Here is a 24,081-nt window from a genome sequence, read left to right as displayed (position 1 = left end):
CACGATGCCCAAACCACTAAAAATTCTTCAAGCCTCTGCCGGTTCCGGTAAAACGTTCAGTTTAACGGCACACTACCTGACTTTGCTTTTTTCCGGGGAGAATAAATACCGTGAAATTCTGGCGGTAACCTTTACCAATAAAGCCACGGAAGAAATGAAAACCCGAATCCTGGAGGTACTGCTCGGGCTGGCAAAGGGTAATCCTTCAAAAAAAATTGACGACTACCGAAAATTAGTTCTGGTTGCTTACCCGCAGTTAAGTGCGCAGGAACTTCAGTTTAAAGCAGACAAAATCTACCGTAAAATCCTGCACGATTACAGCCGTTTTTCAGTGAGTACCATTGATGGATTTGTACAAAAAGTGATTCGTGGTTTTGCCTTTGAACTAGGCCTGAATGCTGATTATAATTTAGAAATGAATTATGATAAGGTGAAAGATGACCTGGTAAATAAACTGGATGAAGCCTTAGATACCAATCAGCAACTGTTACAGTGGATCATTGATCTGGCTATTGAGCGCATCAGTGATAATAAAAGCTGGAATTATAAATTTGAACTTTACAACTTAATCGGAGAGATTTTCTCCGAACGCTTCCAGGTTTTTGAAGATGCGGTAACCGCTTTGGGCCTCGAAAACATTGATGAACTTTTTAAAAAATACATCAGTCTGACCAGGGCCGAAGTTAAAAATTTTGAAGAAGAAATCATTCGCCTGGCCACAGAAGCCCATGAGGCTCTTAATGTTTTAGGGGTGGAAAATGAACACCTTAAAGGGAAATCAAGAAGTGCCCTGGCTAAAATAATCCTGGTGGCCCGTGGCGACTTTTCTAAAATTGAACCGCTTTTTAATTTAATAGACGAACCTGAGGAGTGGTTTCAGAAAAACGCTGATTTTCCGGAAGCCTTTGAAGTGGTGAATCCGATTCTTCATCAAATAAAAAACCATTATTTAACGCACTTACCCAATTACAGCCTCGCCATTGCCTTTAATAAAAATCTTTATTATTTGAGGCTGATGCAGGAGATTGCCATGCTGTTAAAGGAGTATCGTGCAGAAAATGATAACCTGTTGATCAGTGATGCCCAAAAATTAATCTCCGGCATTACGGAAGATGCTGGCGACAATCCTTCTTTCATCTGGGAAAAAGTAGGAAACCGGTACCGCAATTTTCTCTTTGACGAATTTCAGGATACCTCTACCAGCCAATGGGGAAGTTTTAAATCTTTACTGACCAATGCCATGGCCACACCAAGCGAAGATTTAATTGATCATTTAATTGTTGGCGATACCAAACAATCCATTTACCGCTGGCGAAACGGCGATTGGAACATCCTGCACAAACATGCCAAACGCGAAGTAGGCGTTGAAAATGTTTTGGAAGAAAGCCTTGAAGAAAACTATCGCAGCACAGAAAATATCATCACATTTAATAATGTGCTTTATCGTTCCATTCCCTTAACCCTTCAAAACGAACTGAATACAATCCTGTCTGCTAAACCGGAAAGCATTTCAAACTGGTGGGCGACTGAAAATTATACGAGCATTATTACAGATATTTATAGTGCTTCCACACAAAAATTCGCCGGCAATACCTTAAAGGGTGGTACCATCAAAATTAAAAAATTTGGTAAGGAACATGCTCCGGATGAAGTCCGCTTTACGGAAACTGTTTTCAGGGATGTTGCTTTAAATGACGTGATTGAAGAGATCAACATTTTAAAAGACCAGCAACATTATGCCTTAAAAGACATTGCCATATTGGTGCGGTCAAATAGTGAAGCTTTACTTACGGTGCGTAAACTGATGGAACACCATTTACCTGTTTTATCGGGCGATGCTTTATTAATTTCAAATAACTCAGCCATTCAGCTTATTATTAATACCCTGAAAGTATTAATTGGCCTGGAAGCACAAAGTGCACTTTATAAGGCAAACTGCATCGCACTTTATCATGCTTTGCAGGAAAAAATACCTGATGCCAACCATTATATTAACCTTACCAGCAAATCACTGAATCAACTCTCTGCGGTATTACCACCTTCTTTATGCGAAAACTGGCAAAGCTGGCTTCAACTTCCATTGCCGGAACTGATAGAGATTTTAGTAGAAAGTTACGGACTAAAAACACTCACCGCTCATTTACCCTATCTATTGGCCTTCCGTGATTTAACTGCATTAGCAGGGAGATCAGGCGAAAAAGGAATTATTGCCTTCTTAACTTGGTGGGAAGAAGATGGCATTAAAAAATCGCTCCCATCGCCGGAAGGGGCAGATGCCATCCAGATCATTACCATTCACAAATCAAAAGGACTGGCTTTCCGGGCTGTTTTTGTTCCTTTCTGTAATTGGGAAATCAAAGGGAAAGCGAATGGAACCTTCTGGGTATCTTCGGAAGAAACGGTTTATCAGGAACTTAAAGGTATTCCGCTCAAGTATAATGAAGCCCTGGCCGATTCGGCAATAGCCAAAGCATATTTTGAGGAATTGTTGTACAATAATATGGATGCTTTAAATATGCTCTATGTAGCCACTACACGTTCCAAAGATTACCTTTACATTGCTACCATGGCCAAAAAAGAATTAAAACTGTCAAATATGGGAGATGTTATCAATTTAACTTTCGAACATGAGTTTGATGAAAATGGCACATATGAAATCGTAGATTATATTTCAACAGCAGACAAAAGCGAAGAAAACAACTTCGTTGATTTAAAACATTACCCCACTACCACACGCTTGTCTGAACTTTATATTCCTTCAGAGGAAAAGCACTTAAGACATTTAGTTAATATTGAAAAATCAGGTAGAAAAGGTTCTTTATTGCATGATATTCTGGCCAATGCCAATAATGAAACAGAAGCAGACAAATACATGACCACGCTGATACTGGATGGCATTATACAGGAAGAAGAAAAGGAACAACTGAAATCGAAAGTGCTGGATGTATTGGAAAATCCTGATTTAAAAGCTGTTTTAAGCAGGGCAACCGGAAGTATTTCTGAAAAAGGTATTATTGACACCAAAGGTAAGCTTCACCGGCCCGACCGTATTTTATTTCATGAGGATGAGGTAATCATTCTGGATTATAAATTTACGCAGACTGAAAGCGATAAACATATTGAACAGGTTGAAAATTATAAAAATCTGCTTATGGAGATGGGACACATCCAGGTAAAAACCTATTTGTTTTACGCCGTTAGCGGTAAATTAAAATTAGTGTAAGATGGAAGAAATAAACGCTTTATATGGAAATGTGCTTGATATACTGAATAAGTATAGAACCTATACTTACAAAGCAATTAATACAGCCATGGTTATTTCATATTGGCAAATAGGTAAAACAATAGTTGAAAATGAGCAAGGTGGAAATGTTAAAGTATCATATGGTGATAAGATTCTACAATTGCTATCAAAAAAATTAAGTGTTGACTTTGGTAAAGGTTTTTCTTATTCCAATCTAAGAAATTTCCGACAATTTTATCTGACCTATCAAGATGATCAGATTTGCTACGCAGTGCGTAGCAAATCTGAAAACACAGAAGTTCAAGACAATCATTTAAATTATGTACTTCGTAGTAATCTGAGCTGGACACATCATCGCTTAATTATGAGAGTTGAGAATGCACAGGCAAGAAAATATTATCTCAAAGAAGCAGAAAGGCAAAATTGGAGTACAAGAGAATTGGAGCGAAATATAAACTCCTCATATTTTCAACGAATTTTAACTCATCAAAATGAAGTGAAAAAATCAGATCTTAACAATCAGTCTTCGGAAGATTTTATAAAAGATCCATATGTTTTAGAATTTTTGAAAATTGACGAATCATCCTCTACAAATGAAAAAGAAATAGAAGCGAGAATAATTAACCACTTACAACAATTTCTATTGGAGCTAGGAAGGTTTTTCATTTGTTGGAAGGCAATTTAGAATAAGTACAGAAACAAGTCACTTTTATATAGATTTAGTATTTTACAACTACATTTTAAAATGTTTCGTTCTGTTTGACTTAAAACTACCAAATTAACACATCAAGATGTAGGGCAAATGGATATGTATATTAAAATGTTCGACGATCTAAAGAAACAAGAAAATGATAATCAAACAATCGGCATAATTCTTTGCACAGATACTGAAGAAACTGTTGTAAAATACTCTATGTTAAATGATAGCAAACAATTATTTGCTTCCAAATATCAAATGTATTTACCAACCGAAAAACAATTAGCAGACTGGATTTATAAAGATAAAGCAATAATCGAAGCTCAACTAAAAAACGAAAGTAACGAGTAATATTTAAATAATAATATGAAACCCTTTTTACAAGAAGTTGCTGAAGACTTAATAGAAAAATTTGGCTCGGATTTGCAATACTGCGCAATCGTTTTTAATAATAAACGTCCATCTGCCTATATGCAGAAATACCTGGCGGATATCATTAAAAAGCCTTTTTTTAGTCCGTCATTTTATACCATACAGGAATTTTTTGCAACGGCAACATCGTTTAAAATTGCTGATTTTTACCTGCAGTTTTTTACCCTTCATAAAATCTATAACCAGTTACTGGCCGAAGAAAAACTGGAGCCGATTTCCAGCCATAAGTTTTTTCCCTTAGCGAAGATCATTTTAAGCGACTTTACGCAAATAGATAATGATCTGGTTGATGCAGGGAAACTCTACCGCGATCTGGAAGATATTTCTGTCATCAACAAAGATTTTGATTACCTCAGTCCCGAACAATATCAGTTCCTGGCCCAATTCTGGACATCTTATTCTGAAGGCAAGCACAAAAAGCAACAGGAACTTTTTATTAAAATGTGGCGGCGCATGCCTAAACTTTATCATCTGTTTCATGCATCGCTGAAAGAACAGGGCTACCTAACCAATGGTTATGTGTATCGTCACCTGGCTGAAGAAAAAGACAACACTGCAGATTTACCGGTTAACTTTGAAAAGGGAAAAATTATTTTGGTTGGTTTTAATGCTTTAACCAGTGCGGAGGCTAAAATTTTTACACAGCTTCAGGAAGCAGGAAAAGCCTTATTTTATTTTGATGCGGATGAATATTATGTAGCTGACCACTTGCAGGAAGCAGGTTTGTTTTTGAGAAAAAACCTGCATCAACTCGGCCTGAAAAATGTATTCGAAAACAAACCCAGCCTGATGAAAACAGCAGCGCATGAGGTAAATGTTTTTAAGGTTCAGGGGCAATCGGCACAGGCTAAAATCCTCAATAACATCCTGAAAGATGATTATGCCGAGAGCAATGAAATAGGTAATACCGTCGTAGTGCTGGCTGATGAAAGCTTGCTGCTGCCAGCGTTACAAACCATCCCTACCTCTTATAACGGAAAGGAAATCGACCTGAATGTGACCATGGGTTTTGCTTTATCTACTTCCAGTATTTTTGGCCTGGCTGATTTATGGTTTTCTTCCCAGCTGGAAATTACACATACCGGAAAGATTTCCTACAAAAATGTCGAAGCCTTTTTAACTCACCCGCTCACCGGCCTGAGCCATAAAATGCGTGATAAAATCCTGACCGCTATTTTGAAAGAAAATGAGGTTGAAATTGCACATGAAAGGCTGATCAGGCAAAGTGGATTATTTGAAGTTTTCTACAAGAAAATTGATCATCCGAAACAGGTTGTTCCTTACCTGCTGGAAGTGCTTGATTTTATTTTAACCAGGTTATCAAACGCCAAAACACTCAAGAAAATTGATGCAGAGCTCTTTGTAAAAACCATCCAGGAATTAAACCGCCTGCATGATACCTTTGGCAAACATATTGGAGATGAAGAAATCCAGTTCGTGATCTATCTGGTTCAAAAATCTTTACAGGCCATTGCAGTTCCACTTTCAGGTGATCCGATCCGTGGGATCCAGTTAATGGGTCTACTTGAAACCAGGAATTTAAATTTCGATAAGGTCGTCATCTTAGGCTTCAATGAAGGTATTATTCCAAAATCTTCCATCGGCAACAGTTTTATTCCTGATTCTATTCGCCGGGTATATGGCTTACCTGTTTTAGAAAACCTTGATGCCATTTCATCCTATATGGTTTACCGCCTGATGCAAAGGGCAAAAAACATCAACTTTGTTTATAACAGTTTAACCGATGAAAGCACAACAGGTGAGGCCAGCAGAATTTTAAAACAGCTGGAGTATGAAAGCAGCTTTGATTTTACTTATCATGAACTTAATTTAGAGGTAAAAACGGAACCTTTTAAAGAAGTCCGGATCGAAAAAACCAATAATGTATTTATCCGGGAAACTCTTCAAAAATACCTGGATAAAAAGAAAGTGCTTTCACCATCGGCACTCACGCAATACATTTCCAATCCCATCGATTTTTTCTTCAACTACATTGCCGGAATTAAAGAGCCGAAAGAGGTAAGTGCTGTGGTAGAGGCGAACGAAATTGGTTCTATCCTGCACAAAGTGATGGAATACTTTTACCAGGATTTGATGAAGGCAGAAATTACGGCTGAACGAATGAAGGAGAAAAGAAAGCAGGTTCCGGCACTCATTCAGAAGGCTTTTAACGCGGTAATGTTTAACCATCCGGATAAGGTAATGGAATATAAGGGGATGCAGAAGGTAATTTTGTCTATTGTAGCGGCTTATGTAAACATCATTCTTAACCAGGATGAATCGCAAACACCTTTCCATATCATCAGTTTAGAACAAAAGGTTGAGGCAGAAATTACTTTCCCTTTAAATGGCAGAGATGCCAGCGTAAAAATTTTCGGTTATATCGATCGGGTTGATGTAAAGGATGGCATAACTAAAATAGTGGATTATAAAACAGGAAGTGATAAGTTAACCTTTAAAGACGTGGCCGAACTTTTTAATTCCGATGGTAAACACATTAATAAAGCATTGGTTCAAACCTTACTGTACACTTATGCTTATGAGCAGTTTTCAGGTAAAACTTTTGTAGAACCTAACCTGTATGTGGTGAAGACCATGGCTGTGGATGGTGTATGGTTTAAGTCAGGAAGGCAAACGCTTTCTGGAGAATACCTCGAAGAAATCAAACCTGAATTTTTAGCGGAACTTAGAAAAAAGCTGACGGAATTATTTGAGGCTCCTTATTTTGTGGCCAGTGCTGTGGAAGACAATTATAAATATTCGATTTATAAGACACTGTTTGGGAAGTAAGGAGAAACTTAAAGAATAAAATGCAGGAAGCAGTGTGCCTGTCCTCCAAACCAACTTAAAAATTTCATCGTGATTACGGGTTGCGAAACTTCGTCAGTCTGGTCGATATACTGTCCTTCCGCCCCAAATGAAAAAACATAAGCCGCAAAAGCACAAAATTTAATCAGTGCGTCTGCGGCTTTTCAACTATTATAGCCACCTGCTACTGGCAGGCGGTTTTACAATCCGTCGCCATATTTGTAGTTCGGTAAAATGCTTACCGGTAATTTTCCGGCAGGGACTAACCTGTTATTAAATACGGCTGCGGCAGAAATCTGCATGTAATCTTCCTTCTGATAAGCCACCAACAAACCTTTGCTCTTTTCTAAACCAGGTAAGCCGGCAAGGTTATATGGATTGGCAAATAAGGCAAATACGGCATTTTTTGCGCTTAATTCTTTAATGAAATTTTTAACGCCGGCATTAAGCGGAATGTTGTTGCCAGGTCTTGCACGGGCCTCATGTATGCCTACAATCACCTGATCAAATGCACCGATCTCTCTGGCAATGTTAGAGATCTGGGTGGCAGTTGCGTCTTTATCCAATACGTAATAAACAGAATTATAAAATCCCTTTGAAATTTCTTTTTGAAATCGGGTTACTGTTGGTACACCAATACTGATAATCGCTGTCCTCCTAATCGGAATCAGGTTTTTGATATGGTCTTTCCCTTTTAACAGTGTAACAGAGGCATTGGCAAGTTCCTGAACCAGGGCATTGCTGGCATTTCGGTTAATACCTGCAATGAGTCCTTTCGTTACAACGGTGTCGCGTTGCGATAAACCTGCCCAATATTTTGCCGTTAAAATTTTACGCACACTTTCATCAATGGTTTTGATATCAATTCTTCCCTGACGCACAGCCTTACGAACCAGCTTAATGGCCCTGTCGCTGTTTTCAGAAAGTTCCAGAATATCATTTCCGGCAATAATCCCCATTAAATCAGCTTCTCCGTTTTTAAAATATTTAACCACACCTTTCATATCCATTGCATCAGAAATGATCAAGCCCTTAAAGCCGAGTTTCTGCTTTAGAATGCCCGTTACAATTGGTTTTGATAAAGTTGACGGCAAATTTTTAGTGGTATCCAGCGATGGGATATTCATGTGGGCAATCATAATGCCTGATGCGCCCTGCTTAATCAGTTCTTTAAAAGGATACATTTCCAGGGTATCCAGTCGGGTTGCGCCAAAAGTAAGCTGTGGCAGATCATAATGGGAATCAACATCCGTATCGCCATGCCCCGGGAAATGTTTAAGGGTGGTTAAAAGACCTGCATCCTGCATCCCTTTCATGTAAGCACCGGTTTTGGTGGCCACATTGTATTTGTTTTCTCCGAACGAACGGTAATTAATAACCGGGTTTTTAGGGTTGTTATTAATGTCAGCATCAGGAGCCAGGTTCATCTGCATGCCCATCCGCTTAAAATCTCTGGCCACTTCCTGACCCATTTTATAAATTAAATCTTTATTCTGGATGGCACCCAATGTCATTTGATAGGGGAAAGAAATGGTGCTGTCTAAACGCATGCCCAAACCCCATTCTCCATCATTGGCAATAATTAAGGGCACATGGCTTAGTTTCTGATAGGCATTGGTAGCAAGGGCCTGCCTTACCGGGCCTCCCTGGAAAAAGATTACACCCCCCAGTTGTTCCCTTTTTATAACCTGTCCAACCGAATCAGTGTATTTCTGTCCTAGATTGGTATGGGCACGTACAAAAAACATTTGTGCAATCCGTTCCCTGCGATTGAGTTTATTAAAAACAGAGTCAACCCATTTAGGTTGATTGGTTAACATTTGTAAATAGGTTTGCTTTTGTGCAACTGCAGAAAAAGTAATCACGCAGAGAATGGCAAGGGAGAATAAATTTTTTTTCACGGATGTGTTTTGTTGAACTGCTAAATTAATAATCAAAACCTGAATTAAACAAAAACCAATCCAAGTAATCGTTTTAATACAATTATGTTTGAGTTTGGAAGGTGTTTAGGAAGTAAGTTCTTCAGGTGGAAGTTGGTGGTGTTGTAAAGCTAGCTGGGGGTGAGCAGGTATTTGCTGGGAAGGAATTTGAAATTAAGCGATTATTAAACTGAAAATAATGGAGAAATAACAATAAAATTTTCATCAATATTGGGGGCAATCGAAAAAAATCAAAACCTATCGATTTTATCTTGGTTAATATAATAGCGCTCTGTAAATGATTATTTACTAAATATTACAGTTATGAAAGATACAGGAACACCAAAAAACAATTCGACGGTTCAGGGAAGTTCAATTGCAGACCGGGCAAACCACGATGTTAAAACGGATAAGAAAATTCAGGGCATCACCAACGGTGGTGGGCAGCGTTCTGATCAAACCTCAAACAAAGATAACCAGCGTAAGGTAGACAATAAGAAGTAGTATACCCGGGGTTTAACGAAAATGGATAATGGTTTAAAAGCCCTTATCCATTTTTTTATTTAAGCGGGTTCATTCGCCAGCCTGATGATGTCGCTTCCTTCCAATACCTTTCTCCCGCCATGATGGCTGAGGGTATTGATCATGGCATTTCCGAGTTCCTGCATGGTGCAAAATCCATTCTTCGAAATGGCCCTTCCAAGAGGAAATAGCCAGTTGATAAATGTATAGAAGGTGTGTGCATATTTCTGCTCCTTTATGGGCTTGATAAAACCTGGGCGAAAATGATATACCTGTGCAAACGGAAGCATGGTCAATTCATTTTCCGTTTTACCTTTCACTTTCTGCCAGCTTAGTTGGCCATCGGGATTGGTGCCGCTACCGGAAACATAACAGAAAGTCATCTCCCGGTTTAGCCTGCTTAACGTTCCGGCCACATGCATGGTCAAGGTATAGGTCATTTTATAATAGGGCTCTTTCGCTACGCCAACGGATGAAATACCCAAACAAAAAAAGCAGGCATTGTAACCCAAAAGCTGATTTTCAATGGGAGCAAGGTTGAAGAAATCCTGGTGTATAATTTCTTTCAGTTTTGGATGTGTATATCCGCATGGTTTCCTGTTAATCACTAAAATGGAATCAATTTCCGGACTGTTTAAACAACAAATCAGCACACCTTCGCCAACCATGCCGGTGGTGCCTGTAATGATGACCTTATTTATACTTCTCGTTTTTCCCATATTGAATCGGCTTGATTATTTATCAGATAAACTCATTAGCCGGTAATTGGTTTTATTTTAAGGGCAATAAAAAAAGTCCCGAAGGAATCGGGACTTTAAAACTTTATTGAACAACGGTGCCCTGCATTTTGTAATCTTTAGGTGGCGTGGCATCTAATAGGTGCTGAACAAAATAATCCCAGCGGCGTCTCATCATGTATGGTGAATAAGATCCATAACCATGTGCGCTGTTTGGAAAGATAACCAAATCGAAAGATTTATTGGCTTTTTCCAATGCTTCCACAACCAGTAAAGTATTGTATGGCGGTACGTTATCATCCATCATACCATGAACAAGCATTAATTTTCCTTTTAAGTTTTTGGCATAGTTCTGATTGGCCTGTGCTTCATAATCCGCGTTTTCTGCCAAGCCATTATAGCGTTCGCCCCAATCATCCTCATAATTTCTGTTGTCGTGATTGCCTGATTCTGAGATGCCCACCTTAAAGAAATCAGGATAGCGAAATAGGGCTGTTGCTGTGGCAAAACCACCACCAGAATGGCCCCATATACCTACTCTGGCAGTGTCAATCGGATATTTTGCAGCCAATTGTCTGATGGCTGTAATTTGATCAGGCAGCGTGTTGATGGCCATATTCCCATAACTCATATCGTGAAAACTTTTTGAACGGTTGGGATTACTGGTTCCTTCCATTAAAACCACAATAAAGCCTAGTTCGGCAAGTGCCTGATGATCTCCTCTGGAGGCTACAAAGCCCCAGTTGCCTACGCTACCCCCTTGCGGGCCGGGATAAATGTAATCAATTACCGGGTATTTTTTACCAGCATCCATTTTAGTTGGTGTAAAAACCAAACCGTAAATATCGGTCTTCTTATCGGCTGCTTTAACAGAAACTGGGGTTGGTGCTTTCCAACCTGTTGCGGTTAACCTGGATACATCAGTTTTTTCTAATTCGGTAATTAATTTACCATCCATGCTGCGGAAAATGCTTTTTGCAGGAACATCAGGCTGAGAATAAGTATCAATAAAATATTTTTGAGATGGCGATAAATTTACCACGTGGTTGCCCGGTTCAGGCGTTAAATCGGTTAAGTTTTTTCCATCAAAGCCAATTTTATAGAAATGTGCAAAATAAGGATTGATTTTATCTCGGCCATTGGCCATAAAATAAAGGTTGCGACTTTTAGGATCAACTTTAATTAATTGGGTCAGCACCCAATTGCCTGTAGTAATCTGGTTTTTTAATTTACCCGTTGTGGCATCATAAAGGTATAGATGACCCCAATCATCACGTTCAGAATACCAGATAATTTCTTTTGAATCAGGTAAGTACCGCCAGTTAATTTCACCCTGGCCGGATTCGTATTGTGTTTTAACCGTTTCTTCAAAAACTTCTCTAACGGCTCCGGTAGATGCATTTGCAATGCGGAATTTTTCATTTTTATGATCACGGGAAGTGGAAACAAAAGCCAGTTCTGTACCATCGGCTTTCCAGTCGATATCATCAAATGTTCCGCTGCTGGAAATGTCGTCGCTTAATGTCGCACGATGTGGATCAGCAGGTATATTTAAAGCAATTACCTTTGGGTTTTCGACATCAATGACTACTCTTCTGATGGTAGGGATTTGTTTGTCGCCGGGTAAAGGATATTTCCATGCTTCTAATTTGGGCGCACCCACATTCGTGGTCACCAGGTACATGTCTTTCGAGTTCCGCTGATCCTGTTGAAAGGTGGCGATTTTTTTAGCATCAGGCGACCAGCGCAAAATAGGCGCATCACTGTGCTTCCAGCCGGCATTATCAGTGGCATAACCATAATCTTTTACGCCATCAGTGGTGAGTTGTATTAGCTTTCCGCTGGCTACATCCTTAACATAAAGGTTATAATCTTTAATGAGAATGGCTTTTTTGCCATCGGGTGAGATCACTTCATTTCCACCATCTCTTCTTCGTCTCGCTGCCGGTGCAGAAGTATTACTATATGCTGTGGTTAAGGTCTTGGTTTTTTTAGCAGGATCTACCAAATAGGTTTCTAATCCTTTGGCTGTTTTTTTGGTATACCAGAATTGATCGCCAGCCAGCCAGTTGGGAGGAGAAATTGTATTATCAATAAATTTTGCGGTATTGTAGCCCATAAAACTTTCTGCTTTCTGATAGTCTTGAGGGGTAAGTGCTTTTTGCTGCGCGTTGACTGTAAATGCCACTGCACAAGCGGTTACGGTAAGCCAATATTTGTTCATCATCTTAGTTAGTCTCTGCTGATAAAATTAGCACTGTTTTATGAACTGTTCAGTATTAATGCTGATACAAAAAAAACGACTTTTCTCCAGGAGGTTAACAAAGGATAAACCCGTCTGCGATAAAGTAACATGCATCTGATGAGGCCACGGCGAATCTTAGATCCAGTTAGCTAATGGTTTTCAATTGGATGAAACCTTCATATTTGTTGATTTCTCCCTTTTAATTATAAAAATAGTTGTATTATGATGAGGTTAAACTAAAAGCCTGATCACCAAAAATATGAAGCCCGTTTTATCTTTGATTGTTATTCTTTTTCTTTCCAGTATTTCCCTCGCCCAGTCGACCGCAAATAACCTGCAGCATGATGTTGAACGGTGTAATGACGCATTTGAAAGTGGAACCATTGAAGATATTAAACTTAATTTTCCCTTAGTCGAACAGCAAGGAATAATCTTAGCCATGCAAAAGGGTAAGTATCAAAGGAAAAAAGGCCAAAGCCAGATTGTAAAGGTTTACAGAGATAGTGCACTCGTATTGTTAACCGGCACCTTTGTTATTGGTAATTCCGGTGATGAAACCGATTATTCTAATATTTATTCTGGTATATACGTATTCAAACCTGTAAAAGGCACCTGGGTAATGACATCTAAACTTCCGGTCGACAGATTAAACCATTTGAAAGCACATCGGATCGGCCTGAAGATAGCTCCTGTTGATGGAACAATAGCTGTTAGGGATACCATGGAGATCCTGACCAGGGAAAAATATGGTTTTTTATTGGCGCTTAACCACAGGGCGAAGATAGAAAATGTACAACTTAACCGGAAAAAGGCTCATTTTGTGTTTGATGGAGGCATTCTCTGGGTAAAGTCTTCAGCAGGCATGAAAGAACAACTGATATTAGCCTATACATTAAAAGTGGACAATGACCCGAAGAATGAGAATTCCGGATATTTTGATTCGAACTTCGGACATGTTCGGGAGCAGTTCTATTGGCATCCGTTCTTTAATTTTTCAAGTAGCAATGACCTGGCAGATTTCCAGTTACGCGCCTCAATTCCATCTGCATATCATATCACCACTGGTCTCCGGCAGACCGATCGTATTGTTGATGATCAAAGAATAATAACCGCTAAATCACCATATGCTACTTTTGCGCTATCCCTGTACTATGATAAGGAATGGGAGGTAAAGACATTAGATAAGGGGAATTATAAGTTTCAAATCTTTGGGAATAAGACCTTTAAACCTACTCCTGACACGCTTTATCAGAGCTTTTCAAAGACAAACGACTTGCTGATTGAAAAATTCGGAAAACCGCAAGGCAACTATCTTTGCATTGTACAGAACCGTTCCAAAGATTTTCCCATCTGGTTAAACAGAAGTAATGATATGATTGTTGCCGGAAACCATGGTGGCTTCATTATAACAAATAGGGCTATGTCTCCTTTAGCTCCCTTTGGTCACGAAGTTGCACACGCCTGGACCCGACCTGTAGGGCCAGCTACAAATTTTTTGAGGGAGGGCTGGGCTTCGTTTGCTGAAGCCTATTTATTGGAGAAAAGTTTCGGAGATACTACAGTGAGTCGCTTTATGGCCAGTTACAAGTCGCTCTACTTCAAAGGCGGCTTCGATGGTAAGTCATCATTATGGGACGATGCGTCTAATAATGGCGTATCTTATTATAAAGGCGTCTGGGTTCTTTATATGCTTAGAGATCAGCTGGGCAAGGCTGTTTTTGATAAAGGTTTAAAAGCTTTCATTCAGTCGAAAAAACAAATGGACATCAGTCTCTTTATAAAAAGTCTTTCAGAAGCTGCTGGTACCGATGTTAAGCATGTAGTTGAGCCCTGGATAAAAAGTAAACAGGTCCCGCATGTTGGCGCCCTTATAACGGAAAAGGAATTATCGATTAGTCAGGAAGGTGACGTTTTCGTTTTTCCTATTGATATCGCTTTTATGTTACAGGATAACCGGATAGTGAGAAAAACGTTTAATATCAGTAAAAACCTTCAAAGTTTTCAGTTGGATGGGTTCTCAAAGAATGATATTAAGTCAATTAAGATAGATCCTGACAACAAACTGCTAATAAAAATCATGAGTGAGACGTCGCCGTAATTATTATCCAAAAAACATCGCCATACCCAAGCTCAATTTACTTGCCGCAAAATATTAGCCCGGTTTAACATATTCTCCAAAATTGAACCTTGTCAGCGTATAATTAAAATCATTCCACTATTCTCATCAAAATTCAGCTTTGATAATAAGTTCTTGACAATTTGCTTAACAGCACGCAGACTGTTAAATGGCGTCTCCAAATAACCATACTTAAAGAGCAATCCTTTGTGAAGAAGGCAACATAAGGTAGCCAATCACCTTCCTGCGCTACCTTGTTGGCATTTGTGGACCTTAAAAATTTTGTTTATACAACTTTGTGAGTTGGGGCTCCCAGGAGACAGACCAGTTTAACAGGGCCATTAATGGATCTGCGGTGCTGATGCCAAATTCTGTTAATTCGTATTCTACTCTTGGTGGAACCTCTGGAAATGCTGTCCGAACGACCATGCCGTAATTTATTAAAATTTTTAGCGTTTGATTGAGCATTTTTGGCGATATACCCTGAATTTGCCGTAGTAATTCGCTGCTACGCTTACTGCCTTGCATTAATGCCATCAAAATCAGTAATGTCCACTTATTGGCAATGAGCGTTAATGACTGATTCAGGATACAACTTTCATCCAAACTGGATTTCAACAATAAAGATTGCTGTAACTTAAAATAATTTTCATTTTTTTCTCGCTGTTCTTTGATTATTCCGTCCATATATTACTTTAAAGTGCTTATGCCACTTACAGGTACCTTATTGCAAATATATAGTTTGGACGTTACTTTTGTACATAAACGTAAGAATTATGACATCGGAAAATACAACTGGTCACCAGATTTTGCTGAGTTTATTGAGTGCTTTTAACCAGGATACAGCAACTGTTTTATCGCTTTTTGATCCAAAGGCAACAGTAGAATATCCTTATGCAAAATCATTAGGTTCGGCTTACCAACTGACAATGGATGACTATAGAAAACATCTGGATCATATCCTTGGAGATATGCCGGATATTATATTCACCGCATTAAATGTTTATCCATTAAAAGAACCAGATTCCTATTGGGCAGAATTTCACGGTGAAACAACAGTTCCTGCAACGGGGGCATTGTATCAACAAGATTATGTGGTCAACTTCAGATTAGAAAACGGAAAGTTCATTTACTATAAGGAATATTGGAACGTGCTCCCTGTTTTAAGCACTTTGATGAGAAAAGAGCAGGCTCAACAGATCATCGACAAACATATATACTAAATAAGATGAAGAAAATAGCAATTGCGGCTGCTACAGGTAATATTGGCAGCAGTGTGGCCAGACAAACAGCCTCGCATGGGGCAACACCTTTGTTGTTAGGTCAAAACCTGAAAAGATTAGATGATTTGAACATTAGTGGTGGATTTTCGATGGTGGCAGATATCAGCAATACGGAACAGGTAATTGCGGCAACAGAGGGAGCGGAAGCTTTGTTCTGGCTTGTTCCTCCCGTACTTAATAAACCTGGTTTAAATGAATGGTATCAAAAGGTGACTGATGCAGGGGTTGCTGCGGTTAATCAAAACAAAATTAAAAGGGTTGTTCTTGTTTCATCGCTTGGTGCAAGTACTTCGCCAAACCTGGGAACTGTAAGCTATTGTGGTGAGATGGAAGTTGCTTTTGACAAGCTGGACGCTAATGTATTGGCTTTAAGGCCAGGTTATTTCATGGAAAATTTTATACTACAGGCAAAAGATATCCTTGAGAAAGGAACTTTTACTTTTCCTTACGATAGCGAGCATGATATTCCTTTCGTGAGTACAGATGACATTGCTGAGGTGGCCACGCGTTACCTGCTTGACGAAACCTGGGCAGGACATTGGAAATTAAACCTCATGGGACCTGAAAATATCACTTTAACGCAGGCAGCGTCTCGCTTATCCGCCCGGATAGCTAAGCCAGTTAAGTATGTAAAGCAATCTGGTGAAGAAGTTAAAGCGCAGCTAAACAGCTGGGGACTGTCTGCGCGTGTACAGCAGGAATTAATGGATTTATTTTTTGCCTTGGGTGATCCAAATGGGGCATATGCCACACCTCGCACCATAGAGGCATCTACAGCTACCACTTTCGAGCAGTTTTTAGAGCGGAAACTCCTACCTTTGCTTTAAGCATGTATGCCTGAAATCATTATCTGCCTTCCAATTCAAAATATCTGTTTTGTGGTAGCGCTTCCATAAGTTGCCGCTTGCCCGATATCGAATTAAAATTAATCGTCAAACCATGAAATACTTTAAGATAATTGTGTTCTGTTTTTTCATAGCTTCAGTGCTTAGCCTGATTGGTGTGTTTGTGCTGCAATCCACCGGTTTGATTGGTAAAGCAGATACAGATTTTAAAAACCTACCCTATGGTATCGCTATCGGTATTAATTTCTGTTTTTTTCTTTCAAGCTTTACCATTTTATTGAATCTTCAGGAACATATTAGAACTAACACCCTATATAAGGCGCTAAGTTTTTTTCTGCTACCATGCATGTTTGTATTATTTTTATTGTTTGCAAGTTGGGATGAGCCCTGGCCAGGCGTATTATTTTGCGTTCCTTACCTTATTTTCCTACTTATCTTTTTTGTTCGTTCAAAAAAACAAGATAACAGGAATTATAAAAATTGAAATTGATTTTAAGTATTTGCGAGTACTGATCCATTTTCCGCCAAATACTGTTACAATTTTTCGGGTACTTTAATGTCAATTTCTCGCAGCAATTCAAGACTATAATCCAATAGCTGACGGGCATACGTATCATTTTGTGCGGTTTTTGACGGCTTTGCCACATTTGTATCCTGGAAATATTGCCCGGTTACAGCCAAATCAGGAATTGATGATGCTAAATGAATAAGTGGCTTTGCACCTTCCAATGGGGTTTTCCCGAATAACCGTTTCTGAAATCGCAGCAATGGCTCCATCCAGCCGCCCTGACCGCTTCCAAAGTTAGAATTGACCGATCCCGGATCGAAACAATTCACCACAATTTGATTGGCTTTCCACCTTTGGCCCAGCGCTCTGGTCATAAGAATGACGTAAAGTTTGGACAAGGCGTAAGCTTTACTCATGGAGTACCCATGCTGCAATTGAATATTATTAATATGGAAAGTCTGCTGATGATAAAACGAAGCGGTATTAATGATTTGTGGGTGTTGGCTTTTTAGCAATAAGTCTTTTAACTGTAAAGCCAGCTGTAAATAAGAAAGATAATTGACAACAAACGTTCTTTCCTGCCCTTCTGCGGTAAGCTGCCTTTCGCTAAACCAGGTTCCGGCATTATTTATTAAAATATCGAGCCGGCTAACCGATAATTTTATCTGTTCTGTCACACGCTTAATGTCACCTATGGACATCATGTCGCATAAAAAAAATAAATGGCCCTGGCCGGGAAGTTCTGCTAAAAGTTTTTCTGCTTTCGCTGGATTTCGGGCCAGTATAATGATCCGAGCCCCTTGTGAAGCTATGGCTATGCTGGCTGCCCGGCCAATGCCTGAAGTAGCACCGGTAATTAATACTGTTTTATTTTCTAAAAAACTCATGGGTATTCATTTCTTTAAAGTCGTAACCACTTAATAATATCTGATCGTGTTGCCGCTAATTTATCTATTTTTTCAATAATGCATTAGCATCTCAGGTTCGTTTAGATGACAGTTAACGAAACATGTGAAAAGAATTACATCTACGGTTTCTTTTCTATGACAAAAGCTTTCAATTCTGCAATTTTTCCATTTTCGAATCGCCAGATGTCGCAGTAATCATAGTGGTTATAGGTTCCATTTGCAGCCTTCAAGGTGATTACACCTGTCACGGTTACATAGCTACCATCCTCAATGGTTTTTTCGACGGTAAATACGGGCGGTTCCAAATAGAATTCTTTCATATATGCGCGTACTTTATCTCTACCCTCAAGGATACGTTCGCCGACAAAAACCCATTTGGTATCCTCTGTGCAATAGGCCAGAAAGCTTTCATAGTTTCCCTTTTTAACAAATTCGTTGGCTTGGTGTAATATCGTTGCGTTTTTCATTTTTATTTGTTTTTGAATGTGAATCGATTCAGTAATGCTTGAACCTGGTGTGCTTGTATATGGAGGATTTATAATAGGCTGAAATGTGTTTTGATTAGGAAGGTAACTTACCGGTTGTGCTATGATTTCGATACCAACTGACAGTAAGACGGATGTTGTCAATATTAGTTTTTTCACTTTATTATTTTAATGATTAAGTTCTACAAACTTTCCAGGGTTTCCTCCATGATTTCGATGCCGAAGTCTTTTAAGCGGTTGCTGATATGATGACTTGGGATAATCGTTTCTGGAAGGTATAAACCTCCAGTCTGATGTTCAGGCTGTCCATTCAGGCCTAATATTTTTTCTGCAATCAGGTATACGCCAACAGCGGTGAGATGGGAATTTCCTTTTGGGCCGGATACGATCGTGCTGAGTTTTCTTTTTTCGCCGGATAGGAGGGTGCCTTCAATAGTAATATATAATTCATGGGAAGCTTCCACGCCTCTGCTAGTCCCTATAGATTCCCCTGTAATAAAGTCGAAACGAATATTTTTCGCACTCGTAAAAGCGGCTATACTTGGGACATCCAGCGTGCTGAGTGGGTAACCTATTGCCGATGAATGGTTGTGCAAATCAATTGTCCTCGGGTTTTCTTTTGCTGGTAACGATAACCAATTTCCTCCCTTACGAATTAGTGCCTCACCAACAAAACCACTAACTTCATTTGCAACCAGTGGCCCTACGCTATCCTTTGGGTCATATAATCCTGCAAGTTCGATGGTTTCTATCTGGCTGAATTGATTCGCCATTTGCTTAACAACAAGTGTTAATATTCCTGCTTGCCAATGACCAGCGTATACAACAGGCGCATCAATCGTTTTGTGAAGGGCCAAAAATGCTGTGGGAGAAATTTGATCTGCTAATTCGCTTACAGCAATACAAGCAATGCCATTTGAGATAGCAGTTTCTCTTAGTATATTACTGTGATCATCCACCGCTGATATAATCAGGTCAATTTTCTTAAATTCACTTAGGTCGAAGCCTTCTTCAAGATTAATATAGGCTGTTTCAGAATGATTTAATTCCTCCGCTAAGGATATTCCGTTTTGCGGATTCCTACCTGCAAGAACAAGTTCGATATGCTTATCAGCTTGTCTGATTAGTCGGGCGATGTTACTTCCAACCATTCCATAACCACCTACAATTAAGACTCGTTTTCTCTGTAATTCCATATTAAAAATTTTAAACTATATAACTGTACATTTATTTTAAGTGTGAAGTTGATCACAACTCAATCAGATTAAAGTTTTCATATTTCAATGATTACGATATCTAAGACAAAGTTAAGGTTGTATCTAAACTTTTGTATATTGCACACTAATTGTTAGGTACTATAAATAATGTAAGTAATGACTGAGATCAAGCAATCATCAACCAACTTTTCAAATAAGCTTGCGCTGAGCGATGAATGTTCAGAAGCATATGCCTCAAATATCATCGGCGGACAATGGACATTGGTAATATGTTCGTGGTTATTAAGTGGTAAACTTAGATTTGGCGAACTAAAAAAGAAATTACCTGGTATTACGGAAAGGATGTTGACCTTGCAGCTGCGTAAACTCGAAGAGCATAAAATAATCAGCCGCACTGTTTATGCAGAAGTACCGCCACGTGTAGAATATGAGCTGACAGAAATTGGATACGGATTGAAGTCAGTTATCATGGAATTAGAAGCTTGGGGCACAAGCCACAAAAAATTGATTGGTGAGCAACCTGTTTAGGTTTACTGCAAGCAGACATGTTCCTGGTGTGAATATATTTATTTAATCAAAACTGTAATTCTTAACCAGTAGGAGATAAGAACGCTGATTTTCGGTATTATAATAGAAGTATTTACCATTAAGGGATTATGAAGGTTAAGGGTGATATCTGATTATCTATAAATTGATTTCTTAATTATCTCAACTTTTCAATATTATAACTTCATGATCTAACGTAGCCACTTTGACATTCCTGCGTTGCCTTGTTTGCGTTTTGAACGCCAAACCGGAAAACCAATGCCTATTTCCTATCCTGAAAGTCCCGTATCGATAGGTGATCATATAAGAAAGAAAAGAATGGAATTAGATCTACTTCAGAAGGATGTGGCAAAAATTTGTGGAGTTAGTGAAGATTGTATTACAAATTGGGAAAAAAACAGGAATACGCCTCAAATTCAATATTATCCCCGTATTAGTAATTTTTTAGGATACTTGCCATTCAATGTTGATTTGACGACTCTTTCAGGGAAGTTAAAAGCACATAGATATATTAATGGGCTTAGCCAAAAACAACTAGGAAAAATCCTCGGCGTTGATGGAGCTACAGTTTGTAGCTGGGAACTGGAGGAAAACAAACCACATAAGGCGATCCTGGTAAAGCTAGACTTGATGTTGTAATCATTATCGTTATTCCACCGTTTTAAGTAAAAAGGGAATATGGAAGAATTTTCTAATTTTGCTCGTAGCACATATAAAATTTGTCCTTTACTAAACAACATCTCTTAATTTTTTTAGAAATAGATAATGAATAGCCAATTGGAAATGAGAATACTATCAGTTAGACATAACCCAGAATATAAAGAGATCGCAATAAAATATTTACAAGAAAGTTGGCCGGATATTTCGCCTATTATTTATGAAAATTGTATATCAAATTGTTTAAGCGCAAACCAGTTTTTACCTCAATGGTACTTATTAGAAAAAGGTGGAGAAATAATTGGCTGCGCGGGATTAATAACAAACGACTTTATTAGCAGAATGGATTTATATCCTTGGATTTGCGCGATATTTATAGAAGAAAAACATAGAGGGAATGCTTATGGAGCATTATTGATTGATAAAGCGAAAGCAGACACTAAAGCTGCTGGATTTAAGCACCTCAATTTATGCACAGATCACATCGGTTATTACGAGAAATACGGATTTAAGTATATTGGACAAGGATATCACCCATGGGAGGAAGAATCCAGAATTTATCAGTTAGAAGTATAATAATTGCCAATGACATCAATGTTTTTTAGTATCGTACAAAATAATAGAAGCTGTAATGAGTAGTATTTATTTCTTGATGTATCTATCATTATTCGTTTCTCAATAATTAAACTGGATCAAATACCAGTACGATGTAAAAATCAAACCTATCCACATTAACTCTGGAATATTTTTTTAGGTGATTATCATAAACTCATTTCATTATTCAAATCGAAATTTTAGTTTTTGATAATTTGCATTACAGAACAACCACTGTTAATTGTTGTCTCAGAATAACCACAATTAAAGAACCCTTCGTGAACAAGGCAACGTAAGGTAGCCACTTCGACAGGGTTCCGTTACTATTTCCATCCTGTAAAAAGATGCATAATATTTTCCTAAACATATTATTGGTACACCTACATATACGTGAATTAGACGATTCGAACCTATTCCCTGCATTAACATCACCACAGGTTATAGTACACTGGGCGCTAATCCCCAAAATCACGACGTTCCTGTATTTTTTCTTTTTTAAAAGATTCTCTTTGCGTTCATTTGCAGAAGGTCCTTTAGCGCACAGATGAAATTCAGAAGAAAAACAACCTTATCCCTGTATTGGAAGTGTCAGCTCATCGGCTGGTCACTTGCATCTTTATACTGGAGCATTTTAGGGCTTATCGGAGGACAATTTAAAATCAGCATCGGCCTGGTTCAGTTTTTTAGCGATGTGGTGCTTTATATTTTCATCACCCATCTGTACCGGATTTTTGCGCTGAAAAACTACTGGCAGGATTTAAATCTGACGGATTTATTTAAGCGGATTATTCCCGCAATCCTGGTTATGGCGATTGTATATGCGCTGGTAACAACCATCAAAGTGTACGGCATCAGGATTGTATTTTCGATAGGCACCTTTCCCGATCTAAAGACTTTGACAGGCCCGACAGGAATCGGAATTTTTATGGCAGGTATTCGCCTGATGGCCATCTGGATGCTCTCCTTCCACCTGTATTATTATGCTAAACGTGAAATCCGCATTGCCCGCGAAAATACCCTTTTGAAACTCGCCACAAAACAGGCCGAATTTAGCCAGCTTACCGCGCAGCTCAACCCACATTTTCTCTTCAATTCCCTCAACACCATTAAATCACTGATCAACACTTCTCCAAAGCTTGCCCGCCGGGCGGTAGACTTGCTGAGTGAACTGCTGAGCAGTAGCCTCTATGAACATTCGGGAGGCTTTTGTCGGCTGGATCGGGAACTGGACCTGGTAAGGGATTATCTGGAACTTGAAACCCTGAGGATGCAGGAAAGGTTAAGTTTTGAAATCGAAGTAAGTCCGGTTGCCCTGACCCGCCTCATTCCGCGCCTTAGTCTTCAGACTTTGGTTGAAAATGCGGTGAAACATGGTATTTCGCAACTGAACCAGGGTGGGAAAATTTCCATTTTAATTCGCAACCTGGGAAACTTCCTGGAAATAAAGGTAGAAAACCCGGTTCCGCTGCAACAAAAAGAGAGTACCTCCGGACTAGGCCTGAAAAACCTGCGGGAGCGGCTGAAAGCGGCTTATCATGAAAAAGCATCATTTGAAATAAACATAAATCCTGGCGCATATGCGCAGGCAAAGCTGAAGTTACCCTTATATGAACAAGATCAGAACTTTAATTGTTGATGATGAAAAACCTGCCAGAGATGAGCTCAGTGCGATGCTTAGCGCATTTGATCACATTGAGCTTGTCGGACAGGCGGCCAACGCGGATCAAGCGGAGGAGTTGATCCGCAGGTTAGATCCTCAGTTAATTTTTCTCGACGTACAGATGCCGGAACGCACGGGTTTTGATTTACTGGAATCTTTAGCGAGCGTTCCCTCCGTAATCTTCGTCACGGCATACGATACCTATGCGCTAAAGGCTTTTGAAGTGAGCGCTGTGGATTATTTGATGAAACCAATACGGGAGGAGCGGCTGAGAAAGGCAATTGACCTGCTCAAAGTACGTGGACCTGGAGTTGAGGAAAGGCTCTTCGTCAAAGATTCCGGGCGATACCACCTGATCAAACTCGTGGACATCCACCTCATAGAATCAATGGATAATTATGCCAGGATCTTTTTCAATAAACAGGTTGTACTGCATAAAACCTCACTCAACCAACTCGAGCAAAAATTGCCCGGCGATGTATTCTTCAGGACAAGCCGCTCCCAGATTATCAACAGAAACTATATAGATAAAATCGATAACAACGAAAGTGGACTATTTGTAAAGCTCCTTTCAGGTGAGCTGGTATTTGTTTCCACCAGGCAAGCCCCGAAACTCAGGCAACTGCTTTTAAAATAAATTCATATAACAGATTAAAAA

19 protein-coding genes and 1 pseudogene are annotated in these 24,081 nt (G+C 39.2%); 13 read left to right on the top strand and 7 right to left on the bottom strand.

Features of this window, described 5'->3' with window-relative positions; translation table 11 throughout:
* Nucleotides 1-4 precede the first annotated feature (4 nt).
* From OQ267_RS00325 to OQ267_RS00315, 3 genes and pseudogenes are all read left to right on the top strand, one after another.
* Entirely contained in the window at nucleotides 5-3,223 is a 3,219-nt protein-coding gene (locus OQ267_RS00325; RefSeq protein WP_265834482.1) for a UvrD-helicase domain-containing protein, read from the top strand.
* A 1-nt stretch (nucleotide 3,224) separates the two neighbouring features.
* Nucleotides 3,225-4,292: pseudogene (locus OQ267_RS00320) on the top strand (PDDEXK nuclease domain-containing protein).
* Between the two features lie 15 nt (nucleotides 4,293-4,307).
* Entirely contained in the window at nucleotides 4,308-7,163 is a 2,856-nt protein-coding gene (locus OQ267_RS00315) for a PD-(D/E)XK nuclease family protein (RefSeq protein WP_265834481.1), read from the top strand.
* A gap of 218 nt (nucleotides 7,164-7,381) precedes the next feature.
* Here the strand turns inward: OQ267_RS00315 and OQ267_RS00310 are convergent, their stop codons facing one another.
* Nucleotides 7,382-9,082 carry a glycoside hydrolase family 3 protein gene (locus OQ267_RS00310; RefSeq protein WP_265834480.1) on the bottom strand — a complete coding sequence of 567 codons (1,701 nt, stop codon included), beginning with the start codon at nucleotides 9,080-9,082 and terminating at the stop codon, nucleotides 7,382-7,384.
* Nucleotides 9,083-9,424: 342 nt separating this feature from the next.
* Here OQ267_RS00310 and OQ267_RS00305 point away from each other — a divergent pair, with 342 nt between their 5' ends.
* The gene (locus OQ267_RS00305; protein ID WP_088299587.1) at nucleotides 9,425-9,604 is read left to right on the top strand and encodes a hypothetical protein; all 180 of its coding nucleotides are present in this window, start codon (nucleotides 9,425-9,427) and stop codon (nucleotides 9,602-9,604) included.
* Nucleotides 9,605-9,663: 59 nt separating this feature from the next.
* Here the strand turns inward: OQ267_RS00305 and OQ267_RS00300 are convergent, their stop codons facing one another.
* Nucleotides 9,664-10,341 carry an epimerase gene (locus OQ267_RS00300; protein WP_088299586.1) on the bottom strand — a complete coding sequence of 226 codons (678 nt, stop codon included), beginning with the start codon at nucleotides 10,339-10,341 and terminating at the stop codon, nucleotides 9,664-9,666.
* Between the two features lie 103 nt (nucleotides 10,342-10,444).
* Nucleotides 10,445-12,586, bottom strand: coding sequence for a S9 family peptidase (locus OQ267_RS00295; RefSeq protein ID WP_265834479.1), 2,142 nt, complete (start codon nucleotides 12,584-12,586; stop codon nucleotides 10,445-10,447).
* 277 nt (nucleotides 12,587-12,863) lie between these two features.
* On the opposite strand from OQ267_RS00295, the gene OQ267_RS00290 reads away from it, so the two are divergent.
* A complete protein-coding gene (locus OQ267_RS00290; protein ID WP_265834478.1) occupies nucleotides 12,864-14,702 on the top strand; it encodes a M1 family aminopeptidase in 1,839 nt (612 codons plus the stop codon).
* 291 nt (nucleotides 14,703-14,993) lie between these two features.
* Here the strand turns inward: OQ267_RS00290 and OQ267_RS00285 are convergent, their stop codons facing one another.
* The gene (locus OQ267_RS00285; RefSeq protein ID WP_088299584.1) at nucleotides 14,994-15,407 is read right to left on the bottom strand and encodes a winged helix-turn-helix transcriptional regulator; all 414 of its coding nucleotides are present in this window, start codon (nucleotides 15,405-15,407) and stop codon (nucleotides 14,994-14,996) included.
* A gap of 89 nt (nucleotides 15,408-15,496) precedes the next feature.
* Between OQ267_RS00285 and OQ267_RS00280 the strand changes: the two genes are divergently transcribed.
* The 3 genes from OQ267_RS00280 (at nucleotide 15,497) to OQ267_RS00270 (ending at nucleotide 17,332) form a co-directional block, all read left to right on the top strand.
* Complete coding sequence (locus OQ267_RS00280; RefSeq protein ID WP_088299583.1) at nucleotides 15,497-15,943, top strand: nuclear transport factor 2 family protein; 447 nt, start codon at nucleotides 15,497-15,499, stop codon at nucleotides 15,941-15,943.
* A gap of 5 nt (nucleotides 15,944-15,948) precedes the next feature.
* Nucleotides 15,949-16,830, top strand: a complete 882-nt coding sequence (locus OQ267_RS00275; protein ID WP_265834477.1) for an NAD(P)H-binding protein — start codon at nucleotides 15,949-15,951, stop codon at nucleotides 16,828-16,830.
* A gap of 112 nt (nucleotides 16,831-16,942) precedes the next feature.
* Nucleotides 16,943-17,332: a hypothetical protein gene (locus OQ267_RS00270; protein WP_265834476.1), complete on the top strand. Its 390-nt coding sequence runs from the start codon at nucleotides 16,943-16,945 to the stop codon at nucleotides 17,330-17,332.
* 50 nt (nucleotides 17,333-17,382) lie between these two features.
* Here the strand turns inward: OQ267_RS00270 and OQ267_RS00265 are convergent, their stop codons facing one another.
* From OQ267_RS00265 to OQ267_RS00255, 3 genes are all read right to left on the bottom strand, one after another.
* Complete coding sequence (locus OQ267_RS00265; protein WP_265834475.1) at nucleotides 17,383-18,243, bottom strand: SDR family NAD(P)-dependent oxidoreductase; 861 nt, start codon at nucleotides 18,241-18,243, stop codon at nucleotides 17,383-17,385.
* A gap of 140 nt (nucleotides 18,244-18,383) precedes the next feature.
* Nucleotides 18,384-18,731: a nuclear transport factor 2 family protein gene (locus tag OQ267_RS00260; protein ID WP_088299933.1), complete on the bottom strand. Its 348-nt coding sequence runs from the start codon at nucleotides 18,729-18,731 to the stop codon at nucleotides 18,384-18,386.
* A 200-nt stretch (nucleotides 18,732-18,931) separates the two neighbouring features.
* Nucleotides 18,932-19,945 carry a hypothetical protein gene (locus tag OQ267_RS00255; protein WP_265834474.1) on the bottom strand — a complete coding sequence of 338 codons (1,014 nt, stop codon included), beginning with the start codon at nucleotides 19,943-19,945 and terminating at the stop codon, nucleotides 18,932-18,934.
* A 177-nt stretch (nucleotides 19,946-20,122) separates the two neighbouring features.
* Between OQ267_RS00255 and OQ267_RS00250 the strand changes: the two genes are divergently transcribed.
* The 5 genes from OQ267_RS00250 to OQ267_RS00230 all read left to right on the top strand — a co-directional run bounded on the left by OQ267_RS00250 (nucleotide 20,123) and on the right by OQ267_RS00230 (nucleotide 24,060).
* On the top strand, nucleotides 20,123-20,494 hold the full coding sequence (locus OQ267_RS00250; RefSeq protein ID WP_088299578.1) for a winged helix-turn-helix transcriptional regulator: 372 nt from the start codon (nucleotides 20,123-20,125) through the stop codon (nucleotides 20,492-20,494).
* A gap of 276 nt (nucleotides 20,495-20,770) precedes the next feature.
* On the top strand, nucleotides 20,771-21,151 hold the full coding sequence (locus OQ267_RS00245; protein WP_265834473.1) for a helix-turn-helix transcriptional regulator: 381 nt from the start codon (nucleotides 20,771-20,773) through the stop codon (nucleotides 21,149-21,151).
* Between the two features lie 126 nt (nucleotides 21,152-21,277).
* Nucleotides 21,278-21,745 (top strand): GNAT family N-acetyltransferase, encoded by a 468-nt coding sequence (locus OQ267_RS00240; protein WP_253248937.1) that lies wholly within the window; start codon nucleotides 21,278-21,280, stop codon nucleotides 21,743-21,745.
* Nucleotides 21,746-22,307: 562 nt separating this feature from the next.
* Entirely contained in the window at nucleotides 22,308-23,399 is a 1,092-nt protein-coding gene (locus tag OQ267_RS00235; RefSeq protein WP_265834472.1) for a sensor histidine kinase, read from the top strand.
* The gene (locus tag OQ267_RS00230) at nucleotides 23,371-24,060 is read left to right on the top strand and encodes a LytR/AlgR family response regulator transcription factor (protein WP_265834471.1); all 690 of its coding nucleotides are present in this window, start codon (nucleotides 23,371-23,373) and stop codon (nucleotides 24,058-24,060) included. The genes OQ267_RS00235 and OQ267_RS00230 overlap by 29 nt, the downstream gene beginning before the upstream one ends.
* Nucleotides 24,061-24,081: the final 21 nt, after the last annotated feature.

The sequence above is a fragment of the Pedobacter sp. MR22-3 genome (assembly GCF_026240075.1).
GTDB lineage: Bacteria > Bacteroidota > Bacteroidia > Sphingobacteriales > Sphingobacteriaceae > Pedobacter.
The sequence above is the reverse complement of the archived record's forward strand: the minus strand, read 5'-3'. Positions and strand labels throughout refer to the sequence as shown.

Coding starts and splice junctions, on each gene's coding strand:
- OQ267_RS00325 (WP_265834482.1), top strand. CDS start 5: ATGCCCAAACCACTAAAAATTCTTCAAGCCTCTGCCGGTTCCGGTAAA.
- OQ267_RS00315 (WP_265834481.1), top strand. CDS start 4,308: ATGAAACCCTTTTTACAAGAAGTTGCTGAAGACTTAATAGAAAAATTT.
- OQ267_RS00305 (WP_088299587.1), top strand. CDS start 9,425: ATGAAAGATACAGGAACACCAAAAAACAATTCGACGGTTCAGGGAAGT.
- OQ267_RS00300 (WP_088299586.1), bottom strand. CDS start 10,341: ATGGGAAAAACGAGAAGTATAAATAAGGTCATCATTACAGGCACCACC.
- OQ267_RS00295 (WP_265834479.1), bottom strand. CDS start 12,586: ATGATGAACAAATATTGGCTTACCGTAACCGCTTGTGCAGTGGCATTT.
- OQ267_RS00290 (WP_265834478.1), top strand. CDS start 12,864: ATGAAGCCCGTTTTATCTTTGATTGTTATTCTTTTTCTTTCCAGTATT.
- OQ267_RS00285 (WP_088299584.1), bottom strand. CDS start 15,407: ATGGACGGAATAATCAAAGAACAGCGAGAAAAAAATGAAAATTATTTT.
- OQ267_RS00280 (WP_088299583.1), top strand. CDS start 15,497: ATGACATCGGAAAATACAACTGGTCACCAGATTTTGCTGAGTTTATTG.
- OQ267_RS00275 (WP_265834477.1), top strand. CDS start 15,949: ATGAAGAAAATAGCAATTGCGGCTGCTACAGGTAATATTGGCAGCAGT.
- OQ267_RS00270 (WP_265834476.1), top strand. CDS start 16,943: ATGAAATACTTTAAGATAATTGTGTTCTGTTTTTTCATAGCTTCAGTG.
- OQ267_RS00265 (WP_265834475.1), bottom strand. CDS start 18,243: ATGAGTTTTTTAGAAAATAAAACAGTATTAATTACCGGTGCTACTTCA.
- OQ267_RS00260 (WP_088299933.1), bottom strand. CDS start 18,731: ATGAAAAACGCAACGATATTACACCAAGCCAACGAATTTGTTAAAAAG.
- OQ267_RS00255 (WP_265834474.1), bottom strand. CDS start 19,945: ATGGAATTACAGAGAAAACGAGTCTTAATTGTAGGTGGTTATGGAATG.
- OQ267_RS00250 (WP_088299578.1), top strand. CDS start 20,123: ATGACTGAGATCAAGCAATCATCAACCAACTTTTCAAATAAGCTTGCG.
- OQ267_RS00245 (WP_265834473.1), top strand. CDS start 20,771: ATGCCTATTTCCTATCCTGAAAGTCCCGTATCGATAGGTGATCATATA.
- OQ267_RS00240 (WP_253248937.1), top strand. CDS start 21,278: ATGAATAGCCAATTGGAAATGAGAATACTATCAGTTAGACATAACCCA.
- OQ267_RS00235 (WP_265834472.1), top strand. CDS start 22,308: ATGAAATTCAGAAGAAAAACAACCTTATCCCTGTATTGGAAGTGTCAG.
- OQ267_RS00230 (WP_265834471.1), top strand. CDS start 23,371: ATGAACAAGATCAGAACTTTAATTGTTGATGATGAAAAACCTGCCAGA.